Origin of the sequence: Saliterribacillus persicus, from assembly GCF_003337485.1 — a bacterium.
GTDB classification, from domain to species: Bacteria; Bacillota; Bacilli; order Bacillales; family Amphibacillaceae; genus Saliterribacillus; species Saliterribacillus persicus.
Genome location: NZ_QPJJ01000018.1, coordinates 1 through 23776 on the forward strand (window position 1 = coordinate 1; position 23776 = coordinate 23776).

Here is a 23776-nt window from a genome sequence, read left to right on the forward strand (position 1 = left end):
ATACTTCCCCCTAATATGTCATTAGGGTTATTTTCTATCAAAAGTGGCTCAGTTTTCAATTGCTATGGTGGCTCACTTTTAAATTACCATATACATTAATTCAAGTAGCTTTATATGTGGATGATGAAATTAAAGTGAAAGCTAAAAATAAACTAAAAGATTTATTCGGCGAGAATATAGATACAACGGAGATTGATAATAAACTAGGTAGATAATAAGGATATGATGAGTCTGTTTCCCAAGGTTTTAGGAAACAGACTTTATTTTTTTTTGAATTTTTGGTAAGAACTTTATCGATTTATTAGAGGGTAGATACAAGGAGAATTAAACGAATCACAACCAGCTGTATAATTTAAAACTTTAACTTATTGGGAGCCGTATAAATGCATAAGATAGTTGTTATTATCTATAAGCACTATCACATGTGTTAGCCACTGGTTCATAATAACAATGCTGTTTATATTGGCCGGTGAATGGTTGACCGTACCACGTTGGAGGACATGGACCATAAGGATTAAAGTACCAAAGCGAATACTTAGAAGGATGTTGTCTCCAATATTTTACAAGTTTTCTCGCTAAATCCCTTTCTAAATCTCTTGCTGGATTGTAAAATAAATTACCTTTTTGTACTGCTTCAAAAGAATAATTTCCACCTTGAGTTTGAAAAATCACATCACGTATGGACCTGACATCCCTAAAATCTAAACAATCAGCTACTGCTCGATTTACAATGGTATTCCCAACCATAAGCATCCCTAGTTTTCCTTCTCCTTCAGCTTCTGCTCTTATCATTCTTGCTATTAAATCAATATCATTGCTGTTATATTGCACTCTTCCCATGATTATCACCTCTATAATAATTGTATGAAAGAATCTTTTAGAAATGTTAGCTTTTCGTAATTTTGTCTAGTCGGTGTTTAAAAACACTCAAGTTGACTTCCTAACGAACACATGATAAACTCATTTCAATTAAAGACATAAAGTGTCTATAATATCTTTTTATATAAGGAGGTTAGGAATGAGATATTCAAACGCGACAAACTATGCCCTGCATACAATAGTTCATTTAATGTTACAGCCTGGGGGGAGTTCGATGGGAGTGCAGGAGTTAGCAGAAATGCAGAATCTTTCCCCGACTTATCTATCTAAGATATTAACCAAACTTACGAAAGCTGGTTTAATTGAGTCGACACCTGGTGCGAAGGGAGGCTATAAAATATCTAGAAGAAAAGATGAAATAACCTTTTTGGATGTTATTAACGCGACTGAAGGAGATACTAGTTTATTTGACTGCTCTATTCATCATGAAGGCTGCTTGATTGAGAATGTCATGACGCAAGCAGAGGAAAATATGAAAAATGAACTAGAATCAAAGCTATTGATTGATATTGCCAAAGAGGCAGGATCCAAACAAAAAGATTAAAAAGCTAAATTTAAATTTAAAGGAGTGAACAATTTGATATTAGACTGCGCTGTGATTGGCGGAGGCCCCGCCGGACTGAATGCTGCATTAGTACTTGGAAGGTCAAGGCGTAAAACTATACTTTTTGATGACAATAAACCGAGAAATGCGGTGACTTCTGAGTCTCATGGATTTATCACAAGGGATGGCATACATCCGCAAGAATTCAAAAGGGTTGCCCAGGATGAATTAAACAGGTACCCGGATGTAAGGACCGAAAAGCAACGGGTGCATCGTATTACTAAAGAAAACAACGTCTTCCAGGTGGAGACAGAGAATGGGAGAGTATATAGTGCGAAAAAGATTATTCTCGCAACCGGTTTTAAGGAAGTGCTTCCTGATATACCAAGGGTAAAGGAGTTCTATGGCAAGAGCCTGTTCAGCTGTCCTTTCTGTGATGGGTGGGAATTAAGAGATCGTCCGCTGGCAGTGATCACAGATGATGAAAAGGCATTTCATATGGCGAAAATGGTATCCAACTGGACGAACGATTTAATTATTTTTACAAACGGAAGTAAATTACTTTCACCCGAAGAACAAGAGTTGCTCAAAAGCAAAGACATCAGCATTAATGAAAAGAAGATCGCTGCTTTGATAGGCGAAGAGGGAATGCTGAGTAAAATACGATTTGAGGATGAAACAGAAGTGCTCCGTGAGGGAGGTTTTATTACGGCGGAATGGAAACAGGCCGCTTCTTTTGATTCTTCACTCGAATATACATTAAACGAGCAGGGAGGGATTGAAACTGACAGCTTCAAACGCACGAATATGGAAGGTGTATTTGCTTGCGGAGATACGCGAATTGCCGGTCCCTCCCAACTAATTATTGCTGCGGGGGAAGGGAGTATGGCTGCCATGGCTGTAAATGCAGCACTGATAGAAGAAAAGTTTAACTAGGAGAAACGGCACGCCTAAATAGCTACTTAAAAAAGGAGGATCTATATGGATCACTCACATTGTAAGCACAGTAAAGGGAAAGTTTCCTATTTAGAAAGTCCCGAACGAAGAAAAGAATTCTCCCCAGAACAGCTACTAAACATGATTCCTCTAAAAGAAACAGACAACGTCTTAGACTTTGGTGCTGGAACAGGTTATTTTACCATACCTATGGCGGAAAAAACTAAGGGCAATGTGTACGCGTTGGATATCGACGCCGCCATGTTGGAAAATTGGAAAAAATAAATGAGAAAGCATTGGAGAGGCAAGTCACGAATATTGTTCCGATACAGGGAAGTATAGAGGCACTTCCTTTACCTGATGGCTCAATCGATATTGTCATTGCTTCTCTGGTTCTACATGAAATTCAGCCGCTGACACCACTGTTACAGCAAATGAAATATACACTAAAAAATAAAGGCTATCTAATCTGTTTGGAACTTGAAGCAAAAGGAAGTTCTGAGAAGGCACCAAGAATTACGCTGGAAAAAATGGAGCAGGAAATGAAAGAAGCGGGATTCAAGGTAACAGAAAAATACTTCCCAGCGAAATCTCTATACATGCTCATTGCGCAGAAGACGGATTAACCGATTAATTTTTTGTTTAATTAAAGATATTAAGTGTCTATAAAGTGTTTAATTGAATTTCCTATATAGTATCTATAGGAATGGCACTAAAGGAAAACTATTTTAACCCAAATGTATTAGAAAAGATGGTCTTTATGTTTAGAAAAACACAGTATCAACCTATTGTGGGCGAAAAGAGTGCACCTCGTAGGCGATTGGCAGGTGTGAATCCGATATTGAGGCGGACTCACACCTGCCAATTTTATTCTTATTCATTTGATATTATTAGAATCCATCTATTTTTTAATCTCCTTTTTTAAATCCTCAAACGAACATAACGATGCGCCGCAATACATCTCCTGTTTCATTAAGCAAAAAAAGTCTTCCATTGGTGGGGCTTTAGGCTATTTTATTTTACCTCTGGATGTTATACCCTACTTTGCAGTTGCTGTAGGATATGTTGATTATATTATTCGCTTTAATTCAAATAGTTTTATATGTAGGTGATGGAATTAAAATGTAAACTAAAAGATTTATTCGGCGAGAATGTAGATACAACTGAATTTGATAATAAACTAGGTAGATAATAATGATATTATGAGTCCATTTCCGAAATTTTCGGTAACAGACTTTATTTCACTATAGGAAAGAAAAATCTTATTGGACTATAGTAAAAGTACAACTGAGGCTTTTACCATAAAGATTTAGCAATAAGACAGGTTTTGCTAATTTGGAATTTGTGATAAGAACTTAGACATATAGTGCCTCTTCAAATGCTTGAGATTTGTTACTATCTATAAGCAATGTCACATCTATTAGAACTGGTTCATAATAACAATGCTATTTATACTGCCTTGCGAATGGTTGACGGAGGACATACACGGTATCGATTAAAGTGCCAAATTGAATACTTAGAATGACACTTCCAGCCATAAGCATCCCTATACTCATATCAAACAAGATAAGCTTTTGTGATTTTAAACTTAATGAGGAGAAAATCGTATAGCACATAGAGGACCTATTTTTCGCCAAAATAAATGGAATATTATGTTATTGTTGAACTAGAGGGATTTTGAGCCAAAGAGGAAGGTGGTTAATATGAAGGTAGCACTTTTTCATGTAGGTTATTTCATTGCACTTTTTTTCCTTTCTGTCCTATCATTTTTCGTATTGCTTGGTGCAGGATTTGCGGGCCATATTAATACATTTGTTTTACTTATTCCTTTTATTTTTAGTGTCTTGTGGCTCTGTGATTACACTTGGCGAATGCTTAGTACAAATCCAGATAAGATACAGTTGATTTCCGCGAGAAAGAATTGGACGTTTATCAGTATCTTTCTATCAGGGATTCTGACAGTATATAGTCTATTTCTAACAACTTTAACTCCAGCATCTACAGAAACAGCTCCGTCATGGATATTTCTTGGTACCCCCATTATGCTACTTCTTATTTGGTATTGGCTGCTTTATAGATATATAAAGCACAAAAATAATTATATCCAGTGGATGTTGCGTGTGATTTTGTTGATTCTGTCCTTACTATATGCGTATGAAATTTTTACGTATTATATTGTGAATACATTATAATCGCTCCAGCTGTTCACTTCTCTTTTACAACGAGTTTTTAGGGGTTTGAGTGGCTGCGGTAAGATAACCCTTTTCCTCCATAAGCTCCTATTTCTCTGTTTAATTGCTTCATTCTCTCAGATATATTTGAAAAGAAATAACGTTGGAGGATTATGATGAGTTTCAGCCGTGGTTTATAGGAACTATATTAAACGAATTGGGTAATCAAGGAAGCGAGTTGGCACCAGAATATGGCGTTGATTTATATTTTCTCAAATGTTCATTAGAGGACAATAAAGAAATCATTGAATTAGAAACCATTGAAATGCAATATGACGTGTTAAGTGGCTATAGTATGGAAACGCAAGTTCAAATGTTGGAAGGTACAATAGAGGGATTTGAGGATATTGGAAGTTCATTAAACCAGTTGGGATATAGTTGGATTCATAATGATACGGATGGTCTTGTGGATCAGCTATCAGAAGGTCTTGGAAGTTTTGATGCAGAGTATCAACAAAAACTAAATGATAACCGTAACGTCAATATGGCGAACAAGCTTGATGAAATCCTACAAAGGGATGATGGGCAGACCTACTTTGTTATCATCGGTTCAGCTCATGTTGTGATTGATCCAAGTGTACCAAGTGAGCTTGAAGAGAAAGGGTATAAAATCGAACGAATTTATTAAAAGGATTGAACTACTCCATTCGGATATTATTACTCAAGTAGTAGGGTCCCTACTAGAAAAAGCTTATCTTCCAATTTAGGAAGATAAGCTTTTAATTACCTAACATCTAAGCACATCAGCGTAATTAGAGTGGTTGGGGTCTCAAGTTGATGAAGACTTTGTTTTTGTTTTTTCTGCCAGACTAGTAATCGACTCAATGTCTTTTTCTGTTAATAAATTTAAAAAATGCTCACGTATTGCCAATGAAACGACAGGGCGAGCGTCATCTAATATCGATTTTCCCACCGAAGTAATGATGACCTGAACTCCTCTTTCAGTTTCTATTGGTTCCCTTAAAACAAGTCCACGTTTTTCCATCCTCGTTAAATGATGAGATAATCGACTCTTTGTCCAATCCATCAAGTCTGCTAATTCTTGTTGGCGAAGTTTACCCTTTCCATAAAGATCCAACCGATCTAATATACCAAAGTCTCCCTCTGATAGGCCAGTTTTCTCCGACATGTCTTTTACTACGCTACCAAAAATATTCTTATAAGAGCCTTTCCATCTATGCCATAGTTGCATTTCTTCTTCACTTATCATTTTTTTTTCCATAAATGAAGTATACCAAAGTTGACGTGTCAACTGCAAGGTGGTAGAATTACTTTAAGGTTGATGTGTCAACCTAAATAAATGTAGGGATACGTTAAAGAAGATTTCTCATTTGCGAAAAAAATTGCTACATGTAAAAAAGGAGAGTTAACCATGCATAAAAAACCCGTTGCTTTGGTTACTGGGGCCAATAAAGGAATTGGCTTTCAAATCTCAAAAGATCTTGCAATACACGGATTCACTGTCCTTGTTGGATCTCGAAATCTAGAGAAAGGAAAAGAAGCGGCCATTAGTGTTGGGGAAGACGCTCGAGCTATTCAGCTTGACGTTACGGATCAGCATTCTATCGATGCCGCGGCAGAGCGTATCCGTAGCGAGCTAGGTCGTCTCGACGTCCTTATCAACAATGCGGGTATATCGCACGCGGGGGAGACTGGAAGAAAGCTTGAAGAGGTAGGTAAATCAGGGAGGCCAAGTGTTGCATCTATCGAAGAGGTTCGCACGGTTTTTGAGACGAACGTATTTGGTGTCATTGCTGTCACACAGGCAATGCTACCCCTGCTTCGTAGAGCTCCTGCTGCACGCATTGTAAATATATCTAGTGGTGCAGGATCGCTAGCACTCAGCGCTGCACCGAGCAATACACATCGTGAAATGTTCGGTGCAGTTTATAGCCCTTCAAAGACTGCTCTCAATGCTATTACCCTTGCTTTTGCTATTGAACTTGAATCAACAGGGATTAAGGTTAATGCAGTGTGCCCGGGCTTCACTGCAACTGACCTCAACAACTTTGAAGGAACAGGCACTGTTCAACAGGCAGCACGTCATCCGGTGAAGCTTGCACTGCTCGATGAGAATGGTCCTACAGGCACTTTTTCGAATGAGAGACGTCAACTTCCTTGGTGATGATGGGAGTTTCTCGCTGATAAAATAAGGAGAACCCTCCGTACATTAACTATTACAGAAGGAGTGAATTTTAATTGGAGTATAAAAAACTTGGAAAATCTGGTCTGGATGTTTCACAATTATGTCTTGGAACCATGAGCTTCGGAATACCTGAAAGAGGTAATACGCCATGGTCACTAAACGAAAAAAATAGCAGACCTATCATAAAAAAAGCTCTTGATTCAGGAATAAATTTTTTCAGTTCTGCTAATATGTACTCTGACGGCACCAGTGAAGAAATTCTTGGCCGGGCATTAAAAGATAACGCCCGACGCGACGAAGTTGTCATTGCAACAAAGGTATTTGTTCCAATGCGTAAAGGTCCAAATGCAATGGGGCTTTCCCGTAAAGTGATCATGACGGAAGTTGATAATAGTCTAAAACGTTTGGGCACAGACTACATCGATTTATATCAAATTCATAGATGGGATCCCAACACACCGATTGAAGAGACAATGGAAGCACTACATGATCTTGTTAAGTTAGGAAAAGTAAGATATATCGGTGCCTCATCCATGTCAGCTTGGCAGTTCGCAAAAGCTCAACACGTAGCAGAACAAAAAGGGTTGACCCGTTTTATTTCTATGGAGAATAGACTTAATTTACTTTATCGTGAAGAAGAAAGAGAAATGCTACCTTTCTGTAAAGATGATGGCGTTGGCGTGACGCCATATTTACCTTTTGCTGCAGGTCGATTAACCCGAGATTGGAATGAACAGACTTCACGATCAGAAATTGACCAAGTGGCCAAGAATCTATTTATCAAGACAGAAGAATACGATCGTAAAGTGGCGGAAAGAGTAGCAGAGGTTGCGGATAATCGAGGCATTCCACGCGCACAGGTGGCACTTGCCTGGTTGTTACAAAAAGAAGGGGTCACCTCACCAATTATTGGCGCTACCAAGGTCACCCATATCGAGGATGCAGTTTCAGCATTATCAGTCAAATTAACATCTGAAGAGATTAATAGCTTAGAAGAACTTTATATACCCCATCCACTGGTATAATACAAAACTGAGTTAGTGCGAATACATAAAATGTGTTCGCACTATTTTTAATAACTGACTGGCATCATGAAACTCAGTTTTACAAGTTATGACGCAACTCCTTATAAGCTTTGAAGCGCGATCATATAGAACACCATCACAATACTTAGTCTGTGGAGCAGCCCGGCCAATCCCTCTTTAATGGTCTGTTTGCAGATCATAGCAACACAACCTTATGTTTTACTTTTCCTGCAATTGATTAATGGCGACTTTTGTAGCTTTGGCAATTAGTTCATCGTCGTACTCAGCATCAGCTTTTTCACGACGAGAGAGTATAGCAAGAACGATTGGAGAATCATCTGGCGGCCAAATCACAGCGATGTCATTTCGAGTACCATATGGGCCGGCGCCGGTTTTATCGCCAACTATCCACCCTTCTGGTACACCTTCTCGTATTAGGTTATCGCCGGTGGTGTTTCGTTTCAACCAGTCATTAAGAAGTTTCTGCTTCTCCTCAGATAGAACATCACCGAGTGTGAAAGCTTGGAGGCTTTCAGCAAGTGCTTTAGGCGTACTTGTATCTTTCGTTTCTCCAGGCTCTACATTGTTAAGCTCTGGCTCAATACGAGCTGGTTCGGTCACATCGTCACCTATTTCTCTTAGAACATCCTTGAATCCCTTAGGTCCTCCGATAGCTTCAAGAATAAGATTCCCGGCCGTATTATCACTGTAACGAAGAGATGCATCACTTAACTCTTTTAAAGTCATTCCAGTATCAACATACTTCTCAGTTACGGGGTTATAATTGACTAAATCTTCCTCGGTAAAATTAATTTTTTCATCAAGGTCATCGCTCGATTTTTTCTTTAGAAGTGCTCCTACAGCTAAAGCTTTGTGTGTAGATGTATAGCCAAATCGTTCATCCGCACGGTAGGAAATCGATTGATTGTTACCTGTATTAAATGCATACACTCCTAGTTTTGCATCATACTCCTTTTCAAGCTCTTCAAAACCGGAGCTTGTTTCCACTTCTTCATTTGAATCTAGTTCATTTTGAGTACTTGAACAACCTGCAAGAAGCAAAGCGCCCAACATCACTGTAGTTGCGAACTTTTTCATCGAAAAATACCTCATACTAATCCCTCACTTAATAAATATTAATAAATTTCCGCGTAATCCAGCATACTGATTACACTTGTAATCTAATACTACGTTTGTAATCTTGTTGTGTCAATTGCTTTTTAAGTTTTAATTTTACTATATTGGAAAATTTTCCTTTCAGTTCGATATGCATTGTATTTTCTTCAAAACTAAAAAAGGGTATGCTAGAATTAACTTTGCATGAACTACAATCGATTAATATTTTTGTTCTTCATATATTAGTAAGCGTTTGATTTTCTCTCGAATTATTAATATTTACTGAATGATATACAAAACTCTTTCGCATTTACAGAAATTATCTGTCAATATCTTATATTGACAGACTGAAAAGATTACCTCATAAAGGAGGGGAAGTATGCTGATCTTACCTCAAATGTTAATGACATTCTTGCTATCGACTCTCACTATTGCCGTAATCTTTTTTGTACGGCGTTTTCGTCTGTCTCCCAACTGGCGCTATCATCTATGGTTTTTACTGATCGCTGCACTTACCCTTCCGTTTATACCTAAAGAATGGATTTCATTTAGCAATCATGCAAACCTGGGCACAAGGCCTCCCGTATCATTTGCACCTAATGAGATAGCCCAAACTAATGCTGATTTTGATGGCAATTGGACACAAGAGTTTGCTATTTCAGTCAATCAGTTCGACTATTCAAATCTTAATATAATTTTTCTTTTAATCTGGGTAGCAGGCATCATTGTTTTCAGTTTTTTCTTTATCCGATCTCATTTAAAATTGCACAGAATTATAAAGACAGCAAAGAGTGTAAGCAATACAGATATAAATTCCCTTTTTGAAACATGCAAAATTGATCTCGGTATTAAGAAAAATGTTTCAATATTAGTCTCATCTCGTATTCGCTCACCGATGATCGTCGGATTCTTCAGGATCACCATACTGATACCTGAGGGAATAGAGCGGCGTATGACCTTGAAAGAGTTAAGATATGTGATGCTTCATGAACTTCAGCATGAAAAAAGCCATCACACGAGAGGAAACTACCTCTTTCTTTTCTATCAGATTCTATATTGGTTCAACCCATTCATCTGGTTAGCATTCAGGGAGATGCGGGTGGACCGGGAGTTAGCTTGTGACGACGCAGTTCTTCATTCTCTCGATCCTGATTCTTATAAAGGGTATGGCCACACTATTCTTTCCTGTTACGAACAGCATCCTGATTTTTTCACAGTAACGAATCAGCTGACAGGTTCAAAAAAACAAATAAAGAAACGGATCACTCATATAGCATCTTTCCGTAGAAATTCCCGTCTCATACTTATGAAAAGCATCACACTCTTTATTACTACGACGCTTTTTCTTTCTATCCAAATCCCTTTTTTTACACTTGCCTACACGGATGAGGATTATTATGATATTAATAATCAGAAAATTATCACGGAGGACTTAAGCACCTATTTTGACAAAGAAGAAGGAACCTTTGTCCTCACAAGTCTGAAGGATAAACGATACCACATCTATAATCAGCGGAAGAGCAGATTGAGAGTGTCACCTGACTCGACTTATAAAATTTACATTGCTCTGATGGGTCTGGAAGAGAAAGCCATCACACCTAATACTTCATCTTTTAAGTGGGATGGAAAACCAAATGACTATAAAGAGTGGGACAGAGATCAGACTCTTTATACCGCAATGGAACATTCCGTTAACTGGTACTTTCAGATACTCGACGGTAGAATGGAAAAAGATAAGCTTGCAGCATATCTGGAGCAGCTTAATTACGGAAATAAGAATCTCTCAGGTGGGGCCGGACAGTATTGGCTTGAGTCTTCCTTAAAAATCTCTCCAGTAGAACAGGTTAGTTTACTGCGCAGCTTCTATACAAACGAACAGAATTTTGACCCCGTTAACATCGAAACTGTGAAATCAGCTATCGCGCTTGAGGAAAAAAGGAACGCAAGACTGTATGGCAAGACGGGAACAGGTGTAGTCAATGGTGAAATTGTGAATGGATGGTTCATTGGGTTTGTTGAAACCAATCAGGACACTTGGTTTTTCGCTACAAACATTGATACTGATAACGGCAGTAAAGCTGCACAAATCACCATGTCGATATTGGAAAGTAAAGGATTGTATTAAGATGAAATGTTCGAATATGTGTTAATTGTTGAGGGGGTATTAAAATGTCAAAAGAAATGCCAAAAATTACTGAAGCGGAATGGGAAGTGATGAAAGTTCTCTGGAAACAGTCGCCCCTAACGGCTAACGAGGTCTGCAACGCTTTAAAGGAATATGAGGATTGGAAGCCGAAAACAATCCGTACGCTGCTTGACCGGCTAAACCATAAACAAGTCATTTCGGTAAACAAAGAAAAGCGCATTTACACGTTTATACCTCTATACTCTGAGTACGAATGCCAACGTGCTGAAACCAGATCCTTTATCAACCGTATATACGGCGGTATCTCTAAATCACTCATCGTCCAATTTATTGAAGACGAAGACCTAACCAAAGATGAAATCAAAGAACTAAAAAAAATACTCGACAAAAGAAGCGATTAGAACCAAGTGAGGTTCTTATGCTTTCACAGGGAGTGCAGCTACCGCATTCCTTTTTTTGTGAAGGCATCCTTTTTTTAATGAATGAAATAGAGGGAAATAAATACTAGAAAAAGTATTGACTATAAAAAGAAAAGATATTATAATTCAGTTAATCGATTACGTAAACGATTACAATAAAAGTGTTGGAAGTGAGTATATGGCAAGCGTTAACGCAAAGAAAAATATAAGGATTAAAGATGTGGCTGAAAAAGCAAACGTTTCCACGGCAACGGTATCACATGTCATTAATGGAACAAGGTATGTCTCTAAAGAAGTTGCTGAAAGAGTTGTAGAAGTAATGAAAGAATTAGATTATCGTCCTAATTCTGCTGCTAGAAGCTTAAGAAGTACAAAGACCAATACAATCGGCTTTTTAATTCCTGTAAAAAAAGATGATACATCTAAATCATTTTTTATGTCAATTGCAGAAGGAATAGAGGCAAATCTAAATAGTAAAGGCTATAACTTGATTTTAAGTAACTCGAAAGAAGATATGCAAGAAGAAATAAAACGAATCAAAATGTTCAATACACAATTAGTAGATGGTTTAATATTGGCACCAACGAATGATGATTTCAACCATATTCAGGAAGTGTTAGATAATCAATTTCCGCTTGTGATGATAGACAGATTACCGATAAATTATGATGGTGATTTTGTATTGGTTGATAACTTTCAAGGCACCTATGACGGTGTGACAAAATTAGTGGCATCTGGTTATAAGAAAATTGGTTTTATCAGTTCTGAGTTAGGAATTACAACTACAAATGAGAGGTTTGATGGCTACAAAAAAGCACTGAAAGATAATCATATACAGTTCAACGACACATTTGTTGAATTAGGACGCTCTTCGTTCGAGTCAGGTTATGAACTAACAGAGAAGCTTATTGCTAAGAAAATTGACGCCTTATTTATAGCGAATAATATAATGACCATGGGTTCGGTTAAATGTATTCAAGATAACGGGTTGCAAATGCCAAATGATATTGCTGTGATTGGGTATGATAACTACGATTGGACTAAAATCACTACACCTCCATTATCCGTAGTAAACCAACCAGCATTTGATATCGGATTTAAGGCTGCCGAATGTATTTTAGATCGTATAAATAATAAAAACAAAAAAAAGGCGAATCATATTAAATTGAAAGCCGAACTGAAAGTAAGAAAATCCATTTAAAAATTTTTTTACTCTATTTTTTAATCGATTACGTAATCGATTAACTAAAAGTATATAAGAGGCATTTTGTCTTTTTATATAAATATTAAATGAAATTTGAGGGAGGATGAAATTAAAGGTATTGTTGGTTGGCGAAAAGATGTTGTGCACAGATTTGTCGATCGAATAACTAAATTATAGGATTCCGGTTAATTCAATTAAAAATATATTTAGGAGGTCAATTATATGAAGAAGAAATTATTATTTTTAATTAGTTTATTATTTATTGCAGTGTTGTTAGCAGCGTGTGGTGGCGATAGCAATGATTCCAATGAAGGCGTTGACGGTGAGAATAATGATAGTGAAGCGGCAGAAGAAAATGACGGTGATAAAACGTTAACGGTACTAGTTGAAGGGGGCAGCCCTGCAGAAACAGTTGCCAAAGAAACCAGTGATTCTTTTAAAGAAGAAACTGGTTATGAAGTGGTTATTGAATCTGTACCTTATACAGGTGTTTATGACCGCATGAGAACAGAATTAACAACAGGTGCAGGTGCTTTTGATGTTGCTACAATTGATACCATTTGGCTCCCTGCGCTATACAAAGGTTTAGAACCTATCCAGGATATTGTAACGGACGAAATAAGCGAGGATTTATTCCCAGGTTTAATTGATGGGGCAACGATTGAAGAAAACGTATATGGACTGCCAACATGGACTAACTCGAAAATTTTATTATATAGAACAGATCTTTTTGAAGACGAAAACAATAAAAGTAAATTTGAAGCGGAATTCGGTTATGAGTTAGCACCACCGGAAGATTGGCAACAATATCAAGATGTTGCAAGCTTTTTTGGCAATAATGAAGATCACCCAGATCTTTATGGAACAACTGTTTTCGGTGCAAGTTCAGGTGATTCAGTAGCAAGCTGGTTAGATCACGTAGCACAAGCTGGGGCAGATAATTTGGTATTGAATGGTAGTGGAGAAGTAGTTGTTAATGACCAATATCATGTAGCTGCATTAGATATGTTGAATGAGTTAGTTTCAGCTGAGGGATCCGTCCCTGAAAATACATTGGAAACAGCTTCCGCTGAAACGGCAGAATTATTTTACAATGGAAACTTAGCAATGATGTTAGCTTGGGGTCACTTCTATGTTCCAGCAAATGATCCAGATACGTCCGGTGTGGCCGGTAATGTTGGCGCTGCTCCAATGATTTCAGGTGAGGCAGGGATTGGAGTTGTGCCTGGGCCTTGGTATCAGGTAATTCCATCTTCATCAACTAAAAAAGATATAGCTAAAGAGTATCTAGAGTTTATGTATGGAAAAAATGAATTATATGCAGATGCATTAGGCGTAGCGGCAAGACAATCTGTTTTTGAAGAGTACGGACAAGAAGAAAAATACTCTCATTTAACACCATTAGCTACCACATTGAACGGTGAACAAACGCAAAATCGTCCATCCACAGATAAATGGCAAGAAATTGAAAGTGAAGCTCTAATTCCAGCGGTACAAAAAGTACTAGGAGGGCAGATGACTGCTCAAGATGCTTTAGATGAAGCTAAAGAAGTGATTGAAGGTATTGTAAATTAAGCAATGAAAAAAAGGATAGGTTAAATTCCTATCCTTTTCTCAATCAAATCATCATAGAGGGAGAGTGATTATATGACAAGAGAATCAAAAATATCCTTTTTGTTTTTCGCACCAGCAGGTATATTCATGATTATTTTTTTATTTTTTCCTGTATTGCTTCTAATAAAAGATAGTTTCTTTCAAATAGATATGATGTCACAAGATTCAGGAACATTTGTAGGAATTAGTAATTATATAGAATCTATCAAATCGGATCGTTTTTTGGGGGCAACAAGTAACACGCTGATTTACGTTGTAGTTGCAGTAAGTGCTGAACTACTGTTGGGCTTATTTTTCGCTTTGTTATTAAATACTGGCTTTAAAGGACATAGCTTTGTTCGAACAATTTTATTGAGTCCATTAATGATTGCACCATTAGTGTCGGGTTTAATATGGAAATTCATGTTGAACAGTCAATTCGGTATTGTTAATAAACTGTTGTATGACTTTAATATCACTTCGAGTAGAAATGCAATTCAATGGCTATCAGATGATAGGACTGCACTATTATCGACTATCATTGCTGATATTTGGTTAACTACACCTTTTATGATGCTAGTACTACTTGCAGGCTTACAAGGAATTCCTATTACGTTATATGAGTCAGCTAAAATTGATGGCGCCAATAAAATCAAAACATTTTTTTATATTACACTACCATCTTTACTTCCGGTAATGGTTGTAGCGATCTTAATTAGAACAGTGGATGCTGCTAGAACATTTGATATTGTTTGGGTTTTAACACAAGGTGGACCTGCTAATTCTTCGGAAGTATTAAGTACGTATATGTATAAAACATTAACTAGGTATGGTGAGGTTGGAGAATCCAGCGCAATGGCAGTGCTATTTATTATTCTCTTATTGTTACTTAGCTCTTACTTCCTAGTAAGCATGTTTAAAGCAAACAAAAAATAGAGAGGAGATGTAAAATGGAATCTTTAAGTAGGACACCTCATGAAAAAAAGTCACTGTTTCAGATGATAAGAAAGCACAATAAAAAGTTCATAGGTCTTATCACAACCATATTAGCACTGTTGTTTATAAGTCCGTATATTTATATTATTTTTACATCTATTAAACCATCTTCAGACGCAATAAGTAGTACTCCTACGTTTTTCCCACGGGAGCTATCCATAGAGAATTATATTGCTATGTTTGATCAGATGCCGATATTAAGCTACTTTTTTAATAGTTTTATCACGGCTTTTATTAGTACAGTCTTGTCTGTGCTCTTGGGAGCATTAGCAGCGTATGGTTTAGCAAGGTTTTCGTCGAAGTTAGGAAATGTATTTCTTTTAATTACATTATGTATCCGTATGATACCGATGATAAGTATTGCGATTCCCATGTATATCATTATAAATTCAATGGGGTTAATCGATACGCATGCAGCCTTAATCATAACTTATACAAGTATAAATGTTCCTTTTGCAATATGGTTGATGATGGGATTCTTTAATAATATCCCGAAAGAATTTGATGAAGCGGCAAGAATAGATGGATGTAATATTTTTACATCTTTTATAAAAGTCATCTTACCAGTATCATTACCAGGTTTGGCAACTACAGCTATATTTTGCTTCATGCTCGCATGGAATGACTTTTTATTTGCTTTATTATTAACTAGTACAAATGCTAAAACAGCTACAGTTGGAATTTCTGAATTTTTAACTGCCTATAATCTAGATTTAGGTCCAATGACAGCTGCAGCAGTTAGTTTTAGCTTACCTGTCATGCTTTTTTCAATACTAGTTCAAAGATATATTGTTAGTGGAATGACACTAGGATCTGTTAAAGGGTAGAGAATTTATTGTTACATCAAAGTAAAGGGGACAACTTTATGACGAAAAATCATCGTGAACAAGCTATGAAAGCAAATGTTTATATAAATCAACAACAAGAAAAAGTGAAAAATACTAAATATCGATTAAACTATCACATGATGCCACCAGTAGGTTGGATGAATGATCCGAATGGATTTGTCCAATATAATGGCGAATATCATTTGTTTTATCAACACAATCCTTACGCCGCACAATGGGGACCGATGCATTGGGGGCATGCTAAAAGTAGGGATTTAGTCAATTGGGAACATCTTCCCGTGGCACTAGCACCTTCTGAATATTATGATAATGGTACAATAGATGACCATGGCTGTTTCTCAGGAAGTGCAATAGAAAAAGATAGTGAATTATATTTACTTTATACAGGGCATTCTATTGAACGTAACCCTATGCAAGTACAATGTATAGCTAAAAGTAGAGATGGAATCGATTTTATCAAAGAAAATCAAAATCCTGTCATTGACCATTTTCCAAAGGATGGGTCAAAAGATTTCCGTGATCCAAAGGTTTGGGAATATGATAATCAATATTATATGGTAGTAGGTTCTAATAAAGATGGAAAAGGAAAAGCTCTCTTTTACCAGTCATCTAATTTAATAGAATGGGAATATAGAGGGGTAGTAGCTGAAAGTAACGGTAAACAAGGCGATATGTGGGAATGTCCAGACTTATTTCCATTGGAAGAAGAACATGCTCTTATTTTTTCACCTATGTACGGGGAGAAGAATGAAAAACCTATTATTATTTTTGGTGAAATGGATTACAAAAAAGCTAAATTTTCACAGGGAAAAAGTATGCTGTTGGATTATGGACATGATTTTTATGCACCTCAGACATTGATAGATGAAAAAGGAAGAAGAATTATGATCGGCTGGATGGACATGTGGTTTTCAAAACGACCATCTGAGGAAGATGATTGGGCTGGAGCTATGACCATTCCTAGAGAATTAACTTATAATCAAAATGGAAAATTTGTACAAAAACCAATTGAAGAATTAAAAACCTTAAGAAAAAACCATCATCAGATGGAAGGTTTTGATATAGATGGCGTGCAGAGGCTTCCCGACTTAGATGGAAGTGCAACCGAGTTATGCATTGATTTTGATATAGCTAATTCTGATTCATCTGTATTTGGACTTCAGTTAAGATGTTCTAAAGATAGATCAGAAAAAACAATGATTAAAGTAGATACAATTAATGAGGAAATCATTGTGGACCTAACATCAGCTGGTAAAGGAGAAAGTGGAATTCATAAAGCACCTTATCGCTCAAATACTAACGGAAAATTGAACTTAAGATTATTTCTTGATACGACATCCTTAGAGGTATTTGTGAATCATGGTGAGCAAGTAATAACAAATAGGATATATCCCCACGCTTCTAGTAACGAAGTAGATTTATTTGCTGAAGGGGGAAAAATAAAAGTATTAAACGTAGATAAATGGTCTTTAAGATCAGTATGGAAGTAATAAATGAAAAAGTAACGCTCTGAGAGGAGTCTCATAAGGATGAGTAAAAGAAAAGGAGCAAAATTGTAATGAGGGAGAAATTATTAGGCTCGATTGAGGCAGGTGGGACCAAGTTTGTTGTGGCCGTGGCAGATTTCGATTTCAATGTAAAGGAAATAACACAGTTTTCAACGACAACACCGGAAGAAACGCTTGAAAACGTGATCAATTTCTTTAAACAATTTGAACTAGCGTCTATTGGCATTGGTTCCTTTGGGCCTGTCGATGTGAACATAGAATCGAAAACTTATGGACATGTGCTGAACACACCTAAAGCGAATTGGTCTGGATTTGATTTCTTAGGAACCTTGAAAAGAACCTTTGATATCCCGATGTATTTCACCACGGATGTAAATGCTTCGGCCTACGGGGAGTATATTAAGGGTTCTGCGCGTAATGCTAATTCGGTAGTTTATTTCACGCTTGGTACAGGTGTCGGTGGTGGTGCTCTCCAAGATGGGCAGTTTATTAGCGGGATCGCTCACGCTGAAATGGGTCATGCGACGGTTATCGCGCACCCTGAAGATACGTATGACGGAGGTTGTCCTTTTCACAGCAATCATTGCTTTGAAGGACTTGCTGCTGGTCCAACACTAGAAGGGCGCACGGGGATTAAAGGGGAAAAACTCCCTCGAGATCATAAGGTCTTTGATTATATCTCCTACTATGCAGGGCAAATTGCCTTTAATACCTTCGTGAACATGGCACCAGAGAAAATTGTTTTCGGGGGTTCTGTCCTCCAAGAATCGGATATGCCAAAGGTTCGCGCGTATTTCAAACAATTTAACAATGGCTACGTTGCAACGCCAGATTTAGAAGAACTCATCGTTCGTCCAAGCATCGAGAATAACGGATCCGCAACCATTGGCAACTTTGGATTGGCAGTGAGGGCGTTAAAAGAATAAGTAAGTAGTTCTTCATCTCGCGTGGCTCTTCCAGGGAAAACACGAATTCGTAAGGCTTTACTTCCAACTATATAAAGGAAAAAATAGTTCATGAACAAACACACTGAATTGATAGGAGAATCTATATATGGCTAGTAAAAATTATTACGACGTAACCGAGTGGCCTGTTGGTAATCCTTATGAGGATATTGGTGAGGTAATCAATAGCATTATAGCAGATATTAAAAGTAGGCAAACGGACACTGATGTGAATAATGGAGGTAAGCCGGGTGCCGTTATCTACATTCCACCGGGTGATTATCATCTTGGTAGTCAAGTAGTGATAGACATCAGTTTTCTTAAAATTATGGGATCTGGACATGGGTTTACATCTTCGAGTATTCGTTTTAATACTCCTGAGGAGGAATGGGCCGATCTGCATGAATTGTGGCCTGGAGGAAGTCGCATACTCGTAGATATTCCTTTAGAAGAACAGGACGAGGAATATAAAGGAGCTGCTTTTTATATTGAACGGAGTGGAAATCCCAGACTTAGTTCCGTAGAGTTTTCTAACTTTTGTATCGATGGTTTGCATTTTAAGGACGATGGTACAGGCGAAACAACTCCGGAAAACTCATACACGAACGGGAAAACAGGTATATATGTTGGGAGTGCTTGTGACTCATTTCGGATTACAGAAATGGGACTTGTATATTTAGAGCATGGCATGGCTATTTATCATGCAGATGCACTCACTATACATGATAATTTCATAGCTGAATGTGGAAACTGTATCGAACTAAGAGGTTGGGGACAGGCTTCAAAAATAACCGATAACTTGATAGGAGCCGGTTTTAAAGGATATTCCATTTACGCTCAAAACTTTGGTGGACTTTTGATTACAGCGAATAATGTTTTTCCGCGAGGGGCAAGCAGTATCTATTTCGATGGTGTGACGCGTTCTAGTATCACAAATAATAGACTTCATTCCTTTTATCCAGGAATGGTGGTATTCAAGGAGAATTGTTCGGAAAACTTGGTTTCCTCCAATCACTTTTTGCGTGATCATGAACCCTGGACACCTTTTCTCGGAATAGACAATGGTTTAGATGATTTGTATGGCCTGCTAAATATCAGTGGCAATAATAATACTGTCATTGCTAATCACTTTTCTAAAATAGTGAATACCGACAACATTAAGCCGGTAGGTGCAACACCTGTAATTATACGTGTTGTTTCAGGTAATGGGAATTATATATCTAATAATCATATGGTGGCCACGAATGTTGATGCCAAGACGAGTGACTCTTGCTTCTCTGCACAAGTAGACGCCTTATTGACTACTGAAGCATCAGAGCAACTTATCGTAACAACAGTATTGGTAGAAAAAGAATCGCTACAAAATACGATTCTTGATTCGGGAAGTGACGTGCAGGTTGTTATGGACAAGACTGTAAATGCATTTAGAGCCACTCCAATGCCAGGAGCATAAATAATATTCAACTATGGTTTTGTGGTGCTTCCTAACTATGGAAGTCCCTTTTAAAAAATGAAGTTATATAATATTAAATAGCTGAGGGAGAAGTCTGCCCTCAGCTTTTTTTTAGTAGTTCTCTACGAATTTATTCAACTTTTCTAATGTAATTAGATTTTCGTTACATTTATTACTATCACGGCAAATAAAATTACCCTTATTTTTATACGTGGCTTTTCCAGTTTTTGTTCTAGCCATAAACAATCCAACATCTTCATATCCATTACATAATGAACAAATTCCTTTTATACTATTATCAAAACTACCTTGTATCCCCTTTAATTTTCCATTGTATTCAACAACAAGAACTTTTTTTGCAGAGCGAATATCATACCAACCTAAATATGATATATCTCTAAAATCTAAAGTATCAAGAGGTGGTATTTTCAACTTCTTTGCTTTAGGAGAATACATATTGAAGTAACGGCTCCAAGAGTTGAAAAAGGCTATCATTAATGGTGGTCTTTTTTGGTGAGTAAACTTTTGGAATATTATGTTAAAATTAAATTAACGTACAGGAATGTGCAAGAAGTATAGTTTGGTATTAGAGATATGTATTTTTCAACTACTTTTAATAAATGGTGGTGATTTTATGAAATTAAGGGTTGTTATATTGTTCCTTTGTAACACTTTATTAGTTAGCTGTTCGGATAAAGTTGACCTATCAAAAACTTACCAAGGCGATTATTATTATGGGGTAGTTGAAGAAGTATGGGATAATCGTTTCACACTTGTCCCAATAGAAATTGACCCTGAGGTTGATATTGCACCAAGGTTGTTTTTCATAACTGAGGCGACAAGTTTTATTAACGTTGAATCACTTGCTTCCATAGAAGAAGGGTATAAAGTGAAAGTTTGGGTGGAAGATGTAAATTCAGACAAGCTGGTAGCAACAAAAGTACAAGTTCCAGAACATTAATGGAGATCTGAACTTTTCATATATTATATAAAAAGTGCTTTCTCTTATTTAAGTAAAGGGAGCGATTGTTCACTAAGAAAGCAATCGCATATTGAACTAGAGCAGTAGGTTACTTGAAGAAGGGAAGTATTAGAATATGGGAGTGAGTACCATTAATAAATCATTTCTCTTATTTTTACTTGCAATAGCCTCTCTAATCTTTGTCGCAAGTTGTGGTGTAGCTGACGGTGGTAAAGTGACAGCTAAAGACGTATTGAAACAAAATAATGATGCAGATATTATTCAGTTTGATGGATTTATTTTTAACAATGTTACAAATTTGGATTGGTTTAAGGATGATAAGGAGGAAATTTCATTTTCTAAGGAACATTTTATTGGTGAAATCAAAAAACAGACAACCAGCGTCTTCGGGTTTAGTGACCTAAATGCAACCAAATTACCTAAAGGGACAAAGGTTTATTCAGTTGATGAAAAAGATAAAGGAATGTTATTTGTGGAATATGAAGGAGAAATATTATATTATATGAAACTTCTTGAAGGATAGTAAGTCTATTCAGCTAACTAGTGCTTGTGTAAAGGATGGAATAGTAACGCAATAAAAATTAATTTTAATAATAGAAATTTAAAGCTTAAGGGGGACTATCGATATGAAATTAAGAGACCGTCTTTTTAAGAACAGAATAAAACCTATTGTAATTACTCAATTTATATTGCTTATCCCAATGCTAGTATTTATATACTTATCTTTTACGACATATCCCGTAAATTTATTCTTCTCTGGATTTGTACAAATTTTTCTTGCGATATCTATGTTTTTAATGGGAATAGAACAATATATCTTAAAAAAGAAAGGATGGTCAATTGCTTGCTTTATCGTATCAATACTTGTTCTTGTAGTTGCGGTTCAAAGTTTTTATGTTTCAACCTTAAATTGATAGTCCTTTTTAACAAGAAGGATTGTTAAGCAGTACAATTAAACTGACAGGAAAAATTGTTCAATAGGAAAACAATCGCATCTTGTGATAAAGCCGCAGGATTGTGCAATAAGAATTATTGTATTTTTATGGAAAATACTAATGTTAGAGCGAGGTAGTGATGAAAAGAACGTTATTGTTTTTTATAATATTTATTCTTACTTTTACATAATCTGTTCAAGCGTTAAGTTGGGCTTATCCTTTTGTTTTTTGGAATGGGAACGTTTATGAAGTCAAAGAAGAAAATGTAATAGCTAATCAAATTGGAGAAGTAAAAACAAAACCTAATAATATGACTGGATATTATTTCGGAAATGCTTCAAATGCCTATCCTAAAGGTACGAAGTATTTTAAAATAAATAATATATCAACTAGAAATGCAATAGCTGTTGAAGTAGGGGACAATGAGTGGCAAAAAGCTGTATATGTCCATCAGGCACCTTTTCATTGGATGGATATATTCACAAAAATCCTACCTATCCTTATATTAATAGCAATCGTCATTATCATTTTAATACGCTTAAAAAAACGAAAAAATAAGCAATTATATAATTAGAGTTTATTCATTAACGGGTAGCAAGAGTTGCACAAGACTATCATTAATTTGGTGGTCTTTTTTTACGGGTAATTTATTGGAATATTATGTTAAAATTAAATTACAAAGATATTAAAATAACGGAGCGGGTTAGAGTACGAAGTAAAAAAATGTATAGGAGGGATACAATTGCAAGAATGCGAGAAATGTCATACGGAATTTAAATGGATAGATATTTATAAATCAGTTTTGAAATCAACTAAAATAAAAATCACAGTGTATTGTAGACAATGTGAAACCGAACATGTTATCAATCTAGAATCAAGAATAATAAGTGTTTTTTTTATGTCTTTAACGGCGGTAATTAGTTTATCTGTGGTATGGTATAATTTCGATACTTTTGGGCTACTATCCTTTTCCTTATTTATCTTAGTGTATCTAGTATTATTGACTTTTGTCTTTACAATAACACCTTTCATATTTAAGTTTCATTCTATATATCATTCTAATTATAAGGTATAAAAAAAGAAATCTAAAATCAGTAACAGATTTGAGGGGATTACCTGTGATTCAACTTTCGAAAAAGAGATATTATTTATTAGTTTTTTTACTATTTCTGAGTGTTTTGTATGGGTTCGAGAAACATAGGGATGTGAGTAAGCAACAAGACTATTTAAACCCCCAATTAATGGAATTGGTGCATTCGTTCCAAAATGAGGCATATCTAACCACAAGAATTCTACATAGGTTAATCAACGAAAATCAAATTCCGTATGCTCAATGGAAACAGATAAGAAGAGGATTCGAAGTAATGGAACATAGTAGTTATGAAATAGAAAAGATGGGTAGAGCGATATATCCTAGGCATGCGAAAGGATTAGAAAACGTAACGACAAATACCTCTTCTTTAATAACTAGTAATTTAGAATACATAGAGGAGAATTTCTTAGAAGAAGACTTAGATAGAACTGATATAATAACATTCCCACCAGAAGCTCTATCAAAGATAGAACTTATTTATAAAACCACTGCAGAATGGAATGAAATTTCCAATCAGTATACTGTTTCTACCGCTATTGTTCAACGAACGTCTTGGGTAAAGATGATGAAAGAGCTACAAGAGCCCTCTACAGTATTCCAGCATCAAGATAGCTTGATAGACTTTCGAAGTCATTTGGACTCATCTTTATAGAACCTGTTTAACAGAAGCAATAGATTTTCACAACTTGTGATGTAATTTAATTAAACATACAGTTATTTTTCTTCAAGAAAGAATTGCCTCCTTATTCATTGAAGCTATTAAGATAAATACGAGGGG

General features: G+C 36.4%; 28 protein-coding genes. 24 read left to right on the top strand and 4 right to left on the bottom strand.

Annotation, left to right across the window (positions count from 1 at the left end; translation table 11 throughout):
• The first annotated feature begins 59 nt into the window (after positions 1-59).
• Positions 60-215, top strand: coding sequence for a hypothetical protein (locus DFR57_RS16015; RefSeq protein WP_245937495.1), 156 nt, complete (start codon positions 60-62; stop codon positions 213-215).
• A 187-nt stretch (positions 216-402) separates the two neighbouring features.
• Here DFR57_RS16015 and DFR57_RS16020 read toward each other — a convergent pair whose 3' ends face one another.
• The gene (locus DFR57_RS16020; RefSeq protein ID WP_114354231.1) at positions 403-840 is read right to left on the bottom strand and encodes a cell wall hydrolase; all 438 of its coding nucleotides are present in this window, start codon (positions 838-840) and stop codon (positions 403-405) included.
• Between the two features lie 178 nt (positions 841-1018).
• On the opposite strand from DFR57_RS16020, the gene DFR57_RS16025 reads away from it, so the two are divergent.
• From DFR57_RS16025 to DFR57_RS16050, 7 genes are all read left to right on the top strand, one after another.
• Entirely contained in the window at positions 1019-1423 is a 405-nt protein-coding gene (locus DFR57_RS16025; RefSeq protein ID WP_114354232.1) for an Rrf2 family transcriptional regulator, read from the top strand.
• Positions 1424-1456: 33 nt separating this feature from the next.
• Entirely contained in the window at positions 1457-2359 is a 903-nt protein-coding gene (locus DFR57_RS16030) for an NAD(P)/FAD-dependent oxidoreductase (RefSeq protein ID WP_114354233.1), read from the top strand.
• Between the two features lie 45 nt (positions 2360-2404).
• Positions 2405-2644, top strand: coding sequence for a class I SAM-dependent methyltransferase (locus DFR57_RS18605; RefSeq protein WP_281270509.1), 240 nt, complete (start codon positions 2405-2407; stop codon positions 2642-2644).
• 11 nt (positions 2645-2655) lie between these two features.
• Positions 2656-2985, top strand: a complete 330-nt coding sequence (locus tag DFR57_RS16035; RefSeq protein WP_281270510.1) for a class I SAM-dependent methyltransferase — start codon at positions 2656-2658, stop codon at positions 2983-2985.
• Between the two features lie 255 nt (positions 2986-3240).
• The gene (locus tag DFR57_RS16040; RefSeq protein WP_245937496.1) at positions 3241-3471 is read left to right on the top strand and encodes a DUF1232 domain-containing protein; all 231 of its coding nucleotides are present in this window, start codon (positions 3241-3243) and stop codon (positions 3469-3471) included.
• A 591-nt stretch (positions 3472-4062) separates the two neighbouring features.
• The gene (locus DFR57_RS16045; protein WP_114354235.1) at positions 4063-4551 is read left to right on the top strand and encodes a hypothetical protein; all 489 of its coding nucleotides are present in this window, start codon (positions 4063-4065) and stop codon (positions 4549-4551) included.
• Between the two features lie 142 nt (positions 4552-4693).
• Positions 4694-5218 (top strand): TraB/GumN family protein, encoded by a 525-nt coding sequence (locus DFR57_RS16050; RefSeq protein WP_170133012.1) that lies wholly within the window; start codon positions 4694-4696, stop codon positions 5216-5218.
• A 141-nt stretch (positions 5219-5359) separates the two neighbouring features.
• On the opposite strand, the gene DFR57_RS16055 is transcribed toward DFR57_RS16050, so the two are convergent.
• Positions 5360-5812: a MarR family winged helix-turn-helix transcriptional regulator gene (locus DFR57_RS16055; protein ID WP_114354237.1), complete on the bottom strand. Its 453-nt coding sequence runs from the start codon at positions 5810-5812 to the stop codon at positions 5360-5362.
• 150 nt (positions 5813-5962) lie between these two features.
• On the opposite strand from DFR57_RS16055, the gene DFR57_RS16060 reads away from it, so the two are divergent.
• Complete coding sequence (locus tag DFR57_RS16060; protein WP_114354238.1) at positions 5963-6715, top strand: SDR family oxidoreductase; 753 nt, start codon at positions 5963-5965, stop codon at positions 6713-6715.
• A 74-nt stretch (positions 6716-6789) separates the two neighbouring features.
• The gene (locus DFR57_RS16065; RefSeq protein WP_114354239.1) at positions 6790-7761 is read left to right on the top strand and encodes an aldo/keto reductase; all 972 of its coding nucleotides are present in this window, start codon (positions 6790-6792) and stop codon (positions 7759-7761) included.
• Positions 7762-7980: 219 nt separating this feature from the next.
• Here the strand turns inward: DFR57_RS16065 and bla are convergent, their stop codons facing one another.
• The gene (gene bla / locus DFR57_RS16070) at positions 7981-8874 is read right to left on the bottom strand and encodes a class A beta-lactamase (RefSeq protein WP_114354240.1); all 894 of its coding nucleotides are present in this window, start codon (positions 8872-8874) and stop codon (positions 7981-7983) included.
• A 406-nt stretch (positions 8875-9280) separates the two neighbouring features.
• On the opposite strand from bla, the gene DFR57_RS16075 reads away from it, so the two are divergent.
• The 9 genes from DFR57_RS16075 (at position 9281) to DFR57_RS16115 (ending at position 19988) form a co-directional block, all read left to right on the top strand.
• The gene (locus DFR57_RS16075; RefSeq protein ID WP_245937503.1) at positions 9281-11002 is read left to right on the top strand and encodes a BlaR1 family beta-lactam sensor/signal transducer; all 1722 of its coding nucleotides are present in this window, start codon (positions 9281-9283) and stop codon (positions 11000-11002) included.
• A gap of 44 nt (positions 11003-11046) precedes the next feature.
• Entirely contained in the window at positions 11047-11424 is a 378-nt protein-coding gene (gene blaI, locus DFR57_RS16080) for a penicillinase repressor BlaI (protein WP_114354242.1), read from the top strand.
• A 196-nt stretch (positions 11425-11620) separates the two neighbouring features.
• Positions 11621-12643, top strand: a complete 1023-nt coding sequence (locus DFR57_RS16085; RefSeq protein ID WP_114354243.1) for a LacI family DNA-binding transcriptional regulator — start codon at positions 11621-11623, stop codon at positions 12641-12643.
• Between the two features lie 225 nt (positions 12644-12868).
• A complete protein-coding gene (locus tag DFR57_RS16090; protein WP_114354244.1) occupies positions 12869-14221 on the top strand; it encodes an extracellular solute-binding protein in 1353 nt (450 codons plus the stop codon).
• A gap of 72 nt (positions 14222-14293) precedes the next feature.
• The gene (locus tag DFR57_RS16095; protein WP_114354245.1) at positions 14294-15175 is read left to right on the top strand and encodes a carbohydrate ABC transporter permease; all 882 of its coding nucleotides are present in this window, start codon (positions 14294-14296) and stop codon (positions 15173-15175) included.
• Positions 15176-15189: 14 nt separating this feature from the next.
• Complete coding sequence (locus DFR57_RS16100) at positions 15190-16062, top strand: carbohydrate ABC transporter permease (RefSeq protein WP_211315381.1); 873 nt, start codon at positions 15190-15192, stop codon at positions 16060-16062.
• Positions 16063-16100: 38 nt separating this feature from the next.
• Entirely contained in the window at positions 16101-17573 is a 1473-nt protein-coding gene (locus DFR57_RS16105) for a glycoside hydrolase family 32 protein (RefSeq protein ID WP_114354246.1), read from the top strand.
• A 68-nt stretch (positions 17574-17641) separates the two neighbouring features.
• Positions 17642-18517, top strand: a complete 876-nt coding sequence (locus DFR57_RS16110) for an ROK family protein (RefSeq protein WP_114354247.1) — start codon at positions 17642-17644, stop codon at positions 18515-18517.
• A gap of 127 nt (positions 18518-18644) precedes the next feature.
• On the top strand, positions 18645-19988 hold the full coding sequence (locus tag DFR57_RS16115) for a NosD domain-containing protein (RefSeq protein ID WP_114354248.1): 1344 nt from the start codon (positions 18645-18647) through the stop codon (positions 19986-19988).
• 111 nt (positions 19989-20099) lie between these two features.
• Here DFR57_RS16115 and DFR57_RS16120 read toward each other — a convergent pair whose 3' ends face one another.
• Complete coding sequence (locus tag DFR57_RS16120; protein ID WP_245937498.1) at positions 20100-20444, bottom strand: FBP domain-containing protein; 345 nt, start codon at positions 20442-20444, stop codon at positions 20100-20102.
• 178 nt (positions 20445-20622) lie between these two features.
• On the opposite strand from DFR57_RS16120, the gene DFR57_RS16125 reads away from it, so the two are divergent.
• The 5 genes from DFR57_RS16125 to DFR57_RS16150 all read left to right on the top strand — a co-directional run bounded on the left by DFR57_RS16125 (position 20623) and on the right by DFR57_RS16150 (position 23650).
• Positions 20623-20949, top strand: coding sequence for a hypothetical protein (locus DFR57_RS16125; protein ID WP_114354250.1), 327 nt, complete (start codon positions 20623-20625; stop codon positions 20947-20949).
• Positions 20950-21085: 136 nt separating this feature from the next.
• On the top strand, positions 21086-21493 hold the full coding sequence (locus tag DFR57_RS16130) for a hypothetical protein (RefSeq protein WP_114354251.1): 408 nt from the start codon (positions 21086-21088) through the stop codon (positions 21491-21493).
• A 103-nt stretch (positions 21494-21596) separates the two neighbouring features.
• Positions 21597-21884, top strand: a complete 288-nt coding sequence (locus DFR57_RS16135; protein ID WP_114354252.1) for a DUF3953 domain-containing protein — start codon at positions 21597-21599, stop codon at positions 21882-21884.
• 763 nt (positions 21885-22647) lie between these two features.
• Positions 22648-22980, top strand: coding sequence for a TIGR04104 family putative zinc finger protein (locus DFR57_RS18685; protein ID WP_170133013.1), 333 nt, complete (start codon positions 22648-22650; stop codon positions 22978-22980).
• A 130-nt stretch (positions 22981-23110) separates the two neighbouring features.
• Positions 23111-23650: a hypothetical protein gene (locus DFR57_RS16150; RefSeq protein ID WP_147269791.1), complete on the top strand. Its 540-nt coding sequence runs from the start codon at positions 23111-23113 to the stop codon at positions 23648-23650.
• The last annotated feature ends 126 nt before the right edge of the window (positions 23651-23776 follow it).